The sequence below is a fragment of the Acinetobacter sp. P1(2025) genome, assembly GCF_051390655.1.
Classification (GTDB): Bacteria; Pseudomonadota; Gammaproteobacteria; order Pseudomonadales; family Moraxellaceae; genus Acinetobacter; species Acinetobacter junii.
This window is the reverse complement of sequence record NZ_JBPKBJ010000087.1, coordinates 1-13,132: the sequence shown is the minus strand read 5'-3', so window position 1 is coordinate 13,132 and position 13,132 is coordinate 1. Positions and strand designations below refer to the sequence as shown.

Sequence of the window (13,132 nt, the reverse complement as noted above, 5' to 3'; positions counted from 1 at the left end):
TGTGCTGAAAAGGCTGCCGACGCATAAAGCGACCCAAATAGAAGAATTACTGCCACATCGCTGGAAATCCAACTCAAATTAAAAAATAGGCATGGGGTTCAGCGGACGCTTACGATCTAAGTCTTCAGCTCTAAGATAAAAAAAAGGAACATCCTTACTTTTACCTGAAATAAAATCTTTTACTATGCCTGATTTGCCAGAACCTCTAGATCCTGTTACAAACACAAAATCACTTGTATCATAAGCTTCTGAAATTTTTGGTAAATAATCATGTCTGCTAACATGAAAGTCTTGAATTTTATTAGAAATACCACCAAAGATGTGACGGCCACGCTCTTGGAGTTTAAAAAAATCCTTTTCAAAATTAACTTTACTATTAACTTGAAATAACTCCCTAACTTCCTTAGGAGTATTTTCGAGCGTTAGTGTCCCAGCATTTTGGTTATAGTCCTGAACACACGTAATGACTTTAGAGAATATAAGTTCCGGTGATTCATCCGAATGACATTGAATAAGAGAACATAATAAATGAGCAACTACCGAATGTTTAGCATCTAAATCAAAGGAAACTAGATAAAATACTCGGAGAAATTCCCAAAACTGTTCATCAGTTATTGTCTGATTAGCATTAGCATGATCTAACTGCTTTCTTAACGCCCTTAACTTATTTAGCTTCGCTACGCTAGTAAATCCTTTAGTATTTGATTTTTTGATAAATTCAGAGGCACTTGATGAATACCTAGCCCATTCTAAAAGTGGAAGCGTATTAGCGATATCCAACTTAGGAAGTGGTCCTGTAATTAAAGCAATCGCATCATTTTTTTTATCAAAAGAATCCTTTTGAAAATCTTCCCATGCACTCTTTATAACATCTGAAAAAATAGAACTATTTTCATCACTTCCAATCGAGTCACTTATGGTTATTTCATGTTTTATTTGGGCATACAACTTACTTTTACTACCCAATTTATCTGATGCCACTAAAACAAAATCATCAGTATTCGAACCATCATATTTATTTTGGAATTTTAACTCTTGAGGCCTCATATTTTGAGACAAACATGGGACACAAGATTGAGTAAGTAGTGCGATAGCAAATGATGCTTGAACTCTAGTTTCGAAATTTACACCACCTCCACCTGTTGAAAATGGATTGCTTTGTTTTTTTGAGTCCACGCTCATTCTAGTCTTCCCTCAATGAATATATAACGCTAAAAATCATGATTATCATGCTAATTAAGATAATTGAAATATGTGATAAAAGTTAAAGGCTTTTTCTCCTTTTATCATTCTTATAATGATTTTTTTCAAGTTCAATCCATATTTTTGCTTCCATATAAATATCTTCAATAAATAACGGCACTTGAGTGTCTTCCTGCTCATTATCAAGTAGTAAATGGAATCTAGCTGTAAATTCATCCCAACTCTTGATATCAGAAATATAGGCATACGGACAAAGTTCAAGGAGATATCCAAGCCACCTCGACTTAGTAGCTTCCCAATGCTTAGTAGTCATTTTATTGTCAAATGGTTTATTAAAATTTAAGACTTCATACAAGCGTCTTTCAGAATGGATTTGATCTATATATGCACGATCTTCCTTAGATAATTTTTTAGCTTTTGTTCGTGCATTCCGATAGATGCTATCATTCGCTGGTCTAGACTCATGCTTTTTACATAATAATTGTTTTGTTTTCCTTGATTTTTCTTCAGGAAATCTTTGCTCATGCATAATAACTACAGTTTGTAGAGGTCTTTGTTCACCAATTGATTCAACTCTCCTAAAACAAAATGTACACCAATCAATTTTAGGTCGGCGAGTATAAATTCTATGATGCTCATCATCTTTTTTATCTAGTAGCTGACCCTTCGAAAACAAATGAGTAATTTCATATATGAAATGTAAAAACTCAACGGCTTTTCTAAATTGTCGCGTATTTCCTATATTTTTAATCAGCCATACATCTTGATCTAATTTTAATGAATGAAGTTTATAAGTTTTATAAATCAGTTCGGAAAAATCGAAACACATAAACTTATCAGTAAGCATTTCTGCTAAATTTTCTGTCACTCCTAAATCATATAGATCTTTTCTAATCATCGGAAATTGCTCAAGATAGTAAATAAATTTTTCGGAAAATATTTCACAAAATAAAGGCAAAATATTTAACTTTCCGAAAGCTTTCGTACCTTGTTTAGCCACAGTAACTTTATTATTTTCTATCAATTTTTTAAGCTTTAAAAATTCGACTTCACAATCTGCTAGACGAGCATCTCTGTCTAAAATACCGTCTAAAAAAACATCAGAATATCGATCAAACGCCACTTTTTCACGTTCCTATAAAATTTGAAATGCAATTTTCCGAATAATCGCATAGAACAAAAAAAAATAAAAAAATAAGCTCAGCTCAATACAACAACACAGTGAGCAAATATGAATAGATCTAACCAATTTCAAAAAGAAATAGTTTTGAATATAGATATACACCTGACGCCAACTTTGGCGAAATGCGCCGAAACTCATAGCGTTGACTGTAACCATTCTACTCAGTTCTCACATCAAATCAATGCCTTATGGACTGTTACACAGTTACTCTTTGGAGAGACCAATGAAAACTAAGCCAATTGCGATCCGAGTACCGCTTGCGCTTGCAATTTCTCTTGAGAGACAAGCTGAACGTGAAGCAATAACCCTAGCTGATGTAGTTCGTCATATTTTGGCTACTAGTCAATCAAGTCACAAGGATCAGCTCTTAGAAAAACTGGTAGCGATTGAAACCCAAATGAAATTGTTACGCCAAGGTCAGAATCAAATTATCAACAAACTTTCTGAATTCGATGTTGAAGGGAACTAAACATGACAAATGGTCTAAATAAAAAGCCAGAATGGCGATTTGAGGAAGGCTTAGTAATTACAGGCGTTACTTTTTTGGCTACATCTATAGCACTTGAGTTTCTCTCATGGCATATACAAGTGCCAATGACACGGGACATCGTGTGGACAGATTGGCCGTTGTTACCAAAAGCCTTATTGGGATGTACGTTGTCAACATTATGTATGGAGACCAAATCATGGTTAGAAATTTCAGCAATGCTCAATGTATCTGGCTATAAAAAATGGTTCCTTTGGCATTTTTACATGCCATTGGTTATCGCATTACCTACCTCATGCTTCTTTGGTTATCTATCTGCAAAACCTCGTGATCATTATTATGCCAGAGGAAATGTGCTTTTATCAGGTTCAGATGCTGTAACCTACGCAAAAAAGCAAGCTAAAGCGATTAATAAAATATTACATGTTTCTGATTTACCACAAGGTTTATTAACTCATCCAAAAATTCGATTGCCCATTGGTTCTGACACCAGAGGAACACTATATTGGGGTGCACCAAATGCAGGTAAAACTCAAACCTTGATGCCAGCAATATTAGATGCTTTGGAACAACAACCAAACGCTAAAACATGCATACTTGACAATAAAGGTGACTTTACAGAAATTTTTCATGAAAATCAGTCAATTATATTAGCACCTTGGGATGCCCGTTGCATAGCTTGGGATATTGGACAAGATATACGGACAGAATTGGATGCTGGACTTTTAGCACAATCTTTAATCAAAGAAGTCAAAGGTGATAATGCGGTTTTTAGCGATGCAAGCCGCGTTGCATTAATCGGTTTTATTGTTTGTCTACAACAAAAATATGGTATGAATTGGGGGTGGAAGCATTTAGCTGAATGCTTGGAGTGGTCACTCGAATATACGATTGATGAATTCCAACGCTTTTACCGAATTGGTCTTGGGATTTTCAAAGAAGGTAGTAAATCTAGCGATAGTGTTTATTTTAGCTTAATTGCTAATCTTTCATTTTTGCGTCAACTTGCCCAAGCATGGCCTAAGTCTGTCGGTGGATTGAGTTTAAGAGAATGGATTCGTGATGATTCAGATGAAAAACCAATTCTGTTATTGCAAGCAAGTAAAGCATTTCCTACCGTGAGTGATGCTTATATTTGTGCAGTGTTGAATGTACTAATCAAACTGATTTTATCCCCCAATTTTATCGACTCATCAACACGACGAATCCATTTTGTTTTAGATGAAATTGCACAAATTCCATATATTGAGCAGCTTAAAAATTTGGCTGCATTGGGTAGATCAAAAGGCGCTTGCATTTGGTTAGGCATTCAAGACTTTGATTTGCTTGTACATAACTATGGACAGCATGAAGTCAACTCGATCATTGGTATGATGCAGACAAAAATCATTTTAAGCATGGGATCAGGCACTAGTGCTGATTTTGCATCAAAACTGATTGGTGATCGTGAAATCTTCACACAAGATTTTGATGAAAATGGCAACCGAATCCCATTGACGCAAGCACAACGATTGGTTGCACCGTCTGAAATTTCACAATTACCACAACCTACACTACAAAGTGGCATCCATGGATGGATGACGATTACTGGCTGGGATGCTGTACTTCGCCTAAATTGGCCGATCAAAAAGTTTGAAAAAGTCCGTGAAGGTGTAGAACTCGCTGAATGGATTGATCAAATCCCTGTTGCAGATGTCACTGATGATGTGGTTCAAGCTACAGTTTCTTCAGGTAAAAAACGCTTAATTAAAAATTCTAAAAATTCGGGGGATGAGTCATGATGAGTTTTAAATCCATCTCAAATAGCTCACAAGCAGTATTGTATTACGAAAGTTTGGCAACAGAAGACTACTATGAATTGGGCGGTGAACCATCGGGTTACTGGGTGGGGGCACTTAAATCAGCAATGTATCTTGCTGGTGAAGTAAAAAATGGTGAATTAGGAAAAATGTTGCAAGGCTATCACCCTACTTCGGGTGAGGCCTTGGCCTCAAACGCTGGAGTTGACCATAAAGGCGGTTGGGATATGACATTTTCTGCCCCCAAAAGCGTGAGTGTTGCATGGGCATTGGCTGATCAAGAAACTCGTACAGCCATACAGGCAGCACAAAAAAAGGCAGTTGAAGCAGGAGTTAGATTCCTTGAAAAACACGCATTTAGTAGCCGTGATCGTAATGAAATGGCTGGCTCTATTCATCAAGTAATTGCTGTTGCTTATGAGCATAGTACAAGTCGATCACAAGATCCGCAGCTACACACACATGCAATAGTCGCAAATTTAGGTCTACGTACAGATGGTTCAGCATGTGCAATAGACTTTGATTCTCGTTGGAAATTGGCAACAGGTGCAGTTTATCGTGCTGAATTAGCATATGAATTACAACACCTTGGCTTTCAGATTGAACAAGATGTTAAAAAGTCATTCTTAATCAATGGAATACCACAGAAACTATGTGATGCTTTTTCTAAACGACGCCACGCAATCGTAGAGCAAGCAGAAAAATACGGTGCTATTAGTGCACAAGGTATGCAGATTGCTACCTTTGCAACTCGTGAAAACAAAACAGGTGAAATTTCACGCTCTCAACTATTTGCACAGTGGCAAAGTGAAGCCATGCAATTGGGCTATCAACCTGATTTGGTGCAGCAATGCCAAAATTTTCAATCAACAGAGCATTCGCTACTTAGTCCAATGGAAATATTTAACGAATTGCATCAACAAATGTCAACTTTTACACCACAGCAATTGCATCATACAATTGCAGTAGCTGCTCAAGGTTATTTGAATGCTGATGGTGTGAATCAATATGTTAATGACATATTGCAGCATCCTGAATTAGTACGATTACAATCTATTAATCCCAAGCTAGATCGAGGTCTTGATCAAAACGAGTTGCGTTTTACCACGCAGACACAATTGATTTTAGAACAGAAATTACTAGATCAGGCTAGAAATCGGCAACATGAAACTATGCATCAAATTCAGGTCAGTCCAACCTTAATAGAACAATCAAAGCTGACGGTAGAACAACAACGGGCATTTGAGCATATCACGACGGAATCTGGTGGTATCAAACTCATACAAGGTATGGCCGGCACAGGGAAAGGCTACTTGCTTGGTGTGGCACATTTAGTTTGGGAACAGAAAGGTTTTAAGGTAAGAGGTGCGGCTCTTGCAGCAAAAGCATCTCAAGGTCTGCAAGAATCTACACAAATCCCATCACAAACTTTGCATTCATTGATTCATCAACTCAACACTGGGAAAACAGAACTGACTAGTAAAACCATATTAGTGCTCGATGAGGCAGGCATGGTTGGCTCAAAACAATTGGCACAAATTCTTGATCATGCAGAACAAGCCCATGCAAAAGTTGTGTTGGTTGGTGATCATCAACAGTTACAACCTATTGATGCTGGCGGTGCATTCCGTTTTTTAGCACAAAATTTAGGTTATGCATCTCTACAAAATATTCAACGTCAAAAAGAATTAGCTGATCGGAAAATTGTGATGCAACTCGCAACAGGTCAAAGTCAACAAGCACTAGATGCTATTCGAAAGAAAGGTAATTTGCATGTTCAACAAACTAAAGGGATGGCAATACAAAATCTAATCGAAGACTGGTGGCAAATAAAAATGGAAAAATCATTTGCATCTACTTTAATTCTTGCAGGAACACGTAATGATTTATATCAGCTTAATCAAGCAGCACGTTTGAAAATGCAGAGTTTGGGACTACTAGGTGCAAGTTGTGAAGTTGAAACCATTCACAATGATGTGCATTCTTTCCGTGAATTTGCCGTAGGTGATCAGATTCTATTTTGCAAAAATCAACGTAGATTAGGTATTACCAATGGTGATGTTGGGATACTGAAACAGATTGAGATCAATCAAGATGGTTACTGGCAATTTCAGGTTGAACGCCAAGATGGTCGCTTTGTTGAATTCAGTTTAACCAATGATGAAAACATAAAATCCGGGTATGGTGCAATTGATCATGCTTATGCCCTATCTGTGCATAAAGCACAAGGGATGACCGTTGACCAAGCTTTTGTACTCAGTTCAGATTCAATGATGGATCGTGAGTGGAGTTATGTTGCTTTTAGTCGTGCAAGAGAACAAACCCATTTCTATTGCTCAGGTGAAATTGAAACACAACTTGAAGCGAAGATGGGACGATCAAGACAAAAAGACACGAGTCTAGATTATACAGTAAGTATGGAAGCTCAAGAGCAACTTGAACTATAAAAAGGTGAAGCACATGCAAACGCTTAGCCTAATTGAAGCTGCTAATTTCCTTCACATGCACCCTGAAGAATTGCGCAGAAGAGCTAAACTTGGACATATTCCAGCAGCTAAACCTGCAAAATCATGGGTTTTTATCGAAGATGATCTTGCTGAATATTTACGCTCGCTTTATCCTAATCCTAGGCAAGCGTTGCAAGTGACTTCACCAATGGAGTTAAAACAATGTCACTTATCAAACGCAATAATATCTGGTGGATCGACTTCACAACACCGAGTGGTAAGCGAATTAGACGTACTACTGCAACGGAAAACAAAGTCGAAGCGCAAGAATTCCATGATCGATTAAAAGCTGAATTTTGGCGAGTACAAAAGCTAGGTGATAGACCGACCTATACTTGGGATCAAGCTGGTATACGTTGGTTGGATGAAACTCAGCATAAGAATACCCACCAAGATGATGTCAGTAAATTGATTTGGTTACAGCAGTTTCTTCGTGGGAAAATCCTTATGGACATTTCTCGCGATGAAATTATTTCGATAGGTGAAGTTAAAAAACGAGAATCGAGTGCTGCAACTGCAAATCGATACCTTGCCTTAATTCGAGCAATCCTTAATAAAGCTTGTAACGAATGGGAATGGATTGATAAAGCACCGAAAGTAAGAATGTATAAAGAAATCAAACGCCGTGTTAGATGGATTACAGCTGAGCAAGTTAAGATTTTACTTGATGAGCTACCTCCCCATCAGAAAATAGTAACGGTATTTGCTCTTTCAACTGGACTTAGACAAGCCAATATTTTAAATCTTACTTGGCAACAAGTGGATTTAAAGCGAAAAACGGCATGGATTTACGGTGATCAAGCAAAAGGTAAAGAAGATATCCATGTTTCGTTAAGTGAACATGTAGTTAATTTACTTAAAACTCAGCTCGGGAATCATCCAGAATATGTTTTTACATATCGTAAAAAGCCTATTGGAAATATAAATACACGGGCTTGGCGGAAAGCTTTAGAACGAGCTGGAATAGCCAACTTTCGTTGGCATGATCTAAGACATACTTGGGCGAGCTGGTTGGTTCAAAATGGCACGCCCTTATATGATCTTCAGGAGATGGGCGGCTGGCAAAGTTCTGAGATGGTCAGAAGGTATGCTCACTTAGCTCCAGCAAATTTAAGTAGGCATGCTGAAGTTGTAAGTTCCATGCTTTATGGCACAAATGTGCCACAGCCTGAAATTAAAAAGGACTTACAATTACTGTAAGTCCTTGAAAAATTTGGTGGGCCCACCGTGACTCGAACACGGGACCAACGGATTATGAGTCCGCTGCTCTAACCAACTGAGCTATAGGCCCTAAACCGTTAAAATCATTGAATACAATAATTTAACTTGCGGCAGATTCTACATAATTCAGTTTTGCAATGCAATAATTTTTATGCAGATGTTCAACTCTATTGTACGTTAATGCATCAATTTACTTAGTTGCGTTCATATACTGGGAAATTGTTAAGGACTAAGTCTTAGAAATTATTTGTTCATTATTCAACCAAATTCATTTCATAAAAACAAAATAAATAGGTACTGTAGTACATCATAAAATTATAAATTAATATATTTTATTTGCTGGATTAAATTTATCATTTGAAAAATTCAATTTATTAAAAACTTTAAAACCAGTTTTTATATAAATTCATATATTAATTTAAAATCTCCTTTATAATAAATTATGTCAATCTCATTTACAATTTAAAGATCTTAAAATAAAAAAAGCTAAAGCACCTATTCAGCACTTTAGCTTTAAAAAATTAGTAGCAAATAATTATAAATTACTTGGCAACTGTATTCTTATAAATCACACCATCTTTCATGATTACCACAAAGTTAGTTTCAGGATTTGAAACCAAGTTTATATTCTCAATTGGATTCCCATTTACTAAAAGTAAATCTGCTAAAGCCCCCTCTTCCACTACTCCCAGTTTCCCAGGATATGGATTACGAGGTCCAGAAAGTGCAAGCAACTCAGCATTGGTTGAAGTAGCCATTTTTAAAACCTCTGGGGCTGTATACCAATGTGTCATCGTCGCAAGAATTGCTCCTTGATTTTTAGCCATCTTCGGATCAAATAAAATATCGGTACCCCAAGCTACTTTGAGTTTATATTTCTTAGCTAATTTAAATGCATTATCAGTACCTTTTTGTACTTCAATTTGCTTAACCCTTGCCTCACCTTGCTGTGGATTGGAATATTCATTATCAAGAAATGCTTGACTACTTAACCAAGCATTTTTTTGCGCCATCATTTTAATCGTTGGCTCATCTATCAGTTGTGCATGCTCAATTACTTTAACACCACCTTTAAGTGCCGCTTGAATTGCTCGAGGTGTATAAGCATGAACTGAAACATATGTTCCCCAATTTTCAGCCGCATTTACCGCCGCTCTAAATTCTTCTTCTGAATATTGAGCTACATCAATTGGATCATATTGAGAAGATACACCACCTCCAGCAGCGAGTTTGATCTGAGTTGCACCGAGCATCAATTGTTCTCGGACTCGTTTAGTCACTTCAGAGGGCCCATCTGCGATAACGCCGCCACCAATTTGTTCACCACGGCTATGTGACGCACTTGATGATGGTATTTCATAAGTCATACGAAAGTCACCATGACCACCAGTTTGTGAAATCATTGCACCTGATGGCCAAATTCTTGGACCGTTAATAATATTTGAGTCAATCGCACGCTTCAAAGAGAATGTTGGTCCACTCATATCACGTACACTAGTAAAGCCTCGCATCAGCGTATTATTTGCTTCTGCTGCGGCACTAAAATTAAAGTCAGCTACTTCTGAAGTAAGTAATTTGGAAACTGGCATTGCTGCCATCATCGCATGCCAATGTGCATCAATTAATCCTGGCATGAGTACTTTTTGATTAGCTTCTATAACAATCGTGTCATTCGTGGTTTGGATTGGACTTCTAGATATTGATTGTATTTTATTCCCTCGAACTAGGACATTCATAGGTGCAGTTAGTTTATTGGATTTACCATCAAAAATTTGTACGTTTTTAAATAGGACTCCATCTGGTTCTTTGGTACTTGCCTGCGAAGTTTGTGAAATATCCGAGTGCGCAAACGCAGTTGTAATTAAACTGAGAAAAAGCATTCCCGTTGTGTTAATTTTTGCAATCAACTTCATAACACCGCTTCCTAAATTATAAAAATAATATAAAAATCTTATACTTGTATTTTTATAGCACAAAGATTTCTTGTTAAATTATTTATCATTTCTAACTGAGTTTAAAGCAACTCTTGTTTGTTTTTCGTGAACATTACCTGTGAAAAAGGATTGACGTAATATTCAGTTTAACGATTTTATTCTAAGCATGGAAATTTAATCATTCATGTAATTTTTTATCTAATCCATCTAAAGATTGAACAACCAAATATTGCAATTTTTTATTCTATAAAATCTACAATCATCTATTTAAGAGTGGGAAATTTCCTAGACTTTTACGATGATATTTGCACAAGCAATTGTATATGAATAATAAAAAATACTCGTGTTTAAATATACTTTATTCAGAATAAGCACTAGAATTTGATAATGCTAAATGAGTTAAAACTATGAACATAATCAAAAATACTTCTCGAAATGCTTTATTCATTTTAGTTACTTCTTCAACACTTTTTAGCATAGGTTGTAGCTCAACCCCTATCAAATTAAATGATGTAGATACGCCCAACTCCCCAAAAAAAACAAATTTCTCATACCCAACACCCGATCATTTTTTAGGTGAGAAGCTTCAAGTCAACGAAGAGAAACTAGCTTATGAAATTTCTCAACATATTGAAGAAACTATTCGCAAACAATACGCGACAAAATTAGCACTACGAGATGCTCATCCTAAAGCCCATGGTTGTGTGAAAGCAAAATTCGAAGTTTTACCAAATTTAGCCGAAAAATTTGCACAAGGCATTTTCATACCCAATAAAAATTATGATGCTTGGATCCGTTTTTCAAATGCATCTAGTGATGCTTCAAAAGCAGACTATGAAAAAGATGCTCGTGGCATGGCGATTAAAATTTTAGGCGTTAAAGGCAATAAAATTCTAGAAAATGAAAAAAATGCCACGACTCAAGATTTTATTATGATTAATCATCCTGTTTTCTTTGCAGATAATGCAAGTCGATATCTTAAATTTGTGGATGCAACCAGCAGTGATATTATCTTAAAAAAACTAAAACTCCCTTTTACACTTGGTTTTAAAGGTACAAAAAATGCTTTTAGTGCCGCGAACTCAAAAATAACTAATCCAATAAATAGTCGTTATTGGTCGATGGTTCCCTATCAACTTGGATCAGGAGCTGATAGAAAAGCAGTAAAATACTCAGTTAAACCATGCACACAGACTTCCGAGTTTATAACTAAACAAACAAACCCTGATTATTTAAGAACAGTGCTTAGAAGCACCTTACAGGAAAAAAATGTTTGTATGGAATTTATGGTTCAACCAAGAACGTCATCTAACATGTCTGTCGAAGATTCAATGACCGAGTGGAAAGAGTCGATCGCCCCATTTTATACTGTTGCAATCATAAACATTCCTAAACAAGAGTTTGACACCCCAGAACAAAATCAGTTCTGTGAGAATCTTTCATTTACACCTTGGCATTCCTTGCCTGAACACAAACCTTTAGGCGCTATCAATCGTATGCGTAAAATCATTTACGAAAATATAAATACTGTTCGCCATCAGATGAACGTTATCCAAAGAATTGAGCCGTGAATAACACCTCAATTCTAGATACATTAATCTAATGTAAAATAATAACTTAAGAATATAGTGAATATGCTTTTCTAGAAGTAAAGATTTCTCTAAAACAAATAAATCTAAAATATGCTAGGCTGGTGAGTTTTTTAAACGAAACAGACTGCTATGAAAACCAACAAACATTATGAGGCAGGAAAGTTTCAGTGGGCTTTTTTACTGCCCAAATACTGGGGTATTTGGATTGCAATATCCCTACTTATGATCGGTGCAATGTTACCTTGGTCTATTCAGCACAGAGTTGCAAATTGTTTAGCAAAATTCGCATGGAAATATCTTCATTCAAGAAGAAAAACTACACTTAAAAACTTAATGATATGTTTTCCCGAAAAAGATGCTGAATCATTATACAAAGATGGTCAAGAGGTCTTTTTCAATACCATGCTTGGAGTATTTGAAGCATTAAATGCATGGTATTGCCCTAAATGGTATAAAAATAGAATTCATATCCATGGTATCGAACACATTAACTCAGCAAAAGGACATGGAATATTACTATTAGGAAGTCATACCACTCTACTGGATGCTGGAGGATTTATCAGTAGTCGCTTCTTTGATCTAGATGTAGTTTATCGCCCTCAAAACAATCCTCTACTTGATATGATGATTACAAGATGCAGAGCATCTAGCTATAAACATCAGATATCAAAAGATGATATGAAAGGGTTAATTAGCAGTCTAAAAGCTGGACGAGCTATTTGGTATAGTCCCGATCAAGATTTTGGACTCAAACAAGGTGTGATGGCTCCATTTTTCGGTGTACAGGCAGCAACATTAACCGCACATAGACGTCTAATTAAAATTGCCAATGCTGTAGCGATTCCTTTATTTTTCTATCGAACTGGAGATATTAAAAATCCTCAGTATCATATTTTATTAGAGAAGCAGCTTGAGAATTTTCCTACAAATGATGAAATTAATGATGCGACTCGTGTAAATTTAATATTAGAAAATCAAATTCGTACTCAACCAACACAATATATGTGGTTCCATCGCCGCTTTAAAACACGGTTAGTAGGTCAAGATAAGATCTATTAATTATAGATAAAATCATGTTAAAACCTCAATAAAGTGATGTGGATCTATGATTTTAGACCACGTCTATAAGTGATAATCTACTCCCCAATAAGCATGGGAAATGCTTGTTTCTGGAGTCAACCATGACACGAAGAAAACGTCGTAATC

10 protein-coding genes and 1 tRNA gene are annotated in these 13,132 nt (G+C 36.3%); 7 read left to right on the top strand and 4 right to left on the bottom strand.

The window, feature by feature from the left end:
• Positions 1-78 precede the first annotated feature (78 nt).
• Both ACSC97_RS15925 and ACSC97_RS15920 read right to left on the bottom strand, forming a co-directional pair.
• On the bottom strand, positions 79-1,182 hold the full coding sequence (locus ACSC97_RS15925) for a hypothetical protein (RefSeq protein ID WP_436661905.1): 1,104 nt from the start codon (positions 1,180-1,182) through the stop codon (positions 79-81).
• Positions 1,183-1,264: 82 nt separating this feature from the next.
• Positions 1,265-2,326 carry a hypothetical protein gene (locus tag ACSC97_RS15920; protein WP_436661903.1) on the bottom strand — a complete coding sequence of 354 codons (1,062 nt, stop codon included), beginning with the start codon at positions 2,324-2,326 and terminating at the stop codon, positions 1,265-1,267.
• Between the two features lie 283 nt (positions 2,327-2,609).
• Here ACSC97_RS15920 and ACSC97_RS15915 point away from each other — a divergent pair, with 283 nt between their 5' ends.
• Genes ACSC97_RS15915 through ACSC97_RS15895 form a run of 5 tightly spaced genes read left to right on the top strand, consistent with a single transcriptional unit; the run spans position 2,610 to position 8,379 of the window.
• Positions 2,610-2,855 carry a hypothetical protein gene (locus ACSC97_RS15915; RefSeq protein WP_436661901.1) on the top strand — a complete coding sequence of 82 codons (246 nt, stop codon included), beginning with the start codon at positions 2,610-2,612 and terminating at the stop codon, positions 2,853-2,855.
• Positions 2,856-2,857: 2 nt separating this feature from the next.
• Complete coding sequence (locus ACSC97_RS15910) at positions 2,858-4,654, top strand: type IV secretion system DNA-binding domain-containing protein (RefSeq protein ID WP_436661899.1); 1,797 nt, start codon at positions 2,858-2,860, stop codon at positions 4,652-4,654.
• Positions 4,651-7,119 (top strand): MobF family relaxase, encoded by a 2,469-nt coding sequence (gene mobF, locus ACSC97_RS15905; protein WP_436661897.1) that lies wholly within the window; start codon positions 4,651-4,653, stop codon positions 7,117-7,119. The genes ACSC97_RS15910 and mobF overlap by 4 nt, the downstream gene beginning before the upstream one ends.
• Positions 7,120-7,132: 13 nt before the next feature.
• A complete protein-coding gene (locus ACSC97_RS15900; protein WP_436661895.1) occupies positions 7,133-7,465 on the top strand; it encodes a helix-turn-helix domain-containing protein in 333 nt (110 codons plus the stop codon).
• Positions 7,351-8,379: a tyrosine-type recombinase/integrase gene (locus ACSC97_RS15895; protein ID WP_436661907.1), complete on the top strand. Its 1,029-nt coding sequence runs from the start codon at positions 7,351-7,353 to the stop codon at positions 8,377-8,379. Before ACSC97_RS15900 ends, ACSC97_RS15895 begins: the two co-directional genes overlap by 115 nt.
• Before the next feature lie 14 nt (positions 8,380-8,393).
• Here the strand turns inward: ACSC97_RS15895 and ACSC97_RS15890 are convergent.
• Together ACSC97_RS15890 and ACSC97_RS15885 are read right to left on the bottom strand one after the other, a co-directional pair.
• A tRNA-Ile gene (locus ACSC97_RS15890) sits at positions 8,394-8,470 on the bottom strand.
• Between the two features lie 472 nt (positions 8,471-8,942).
• On the bottom strand, positions 8,943-10,313 hold the full coding sequence (locus tag ACSC97_RS15885; RefSeq protein WP_125299543.1) for a metal-dependent hydrolase family protein: 1,371 nt from the start codon (positions 10,311-10,313) through the stop codon (positions 8,943-8,945).
• Between the two features lie 428 nt (positions 10,314-10,741).
• On the opposite strand from ACSC97_RS15885, the gene ACSC97_RS15880 reads away from it, so the two are divergent.
• Entirely contained in the window at positions 10,742-11,905 is a 1,164-nt protein-coding gene (locus ACSC97_RS15880; RefSeq protein ID WP_436661893.1) for a catalase family protein, read from the top strand.
• A 150-nt stretch (positions 11,906-12,055) separates the two neighbouring features.
• A complete protein-coding gene (locus tag ACSC97_RS15875) occupies positions 12,056-12,985 on the top strand; it encodes an LpxL/LpxP family acyltransferase (protein ID WP_436661891.1) in 930 nt (309 codons plus the stop codon).
• Positions 12,986-13,132 lie beyond the last annotated feature (147 nt).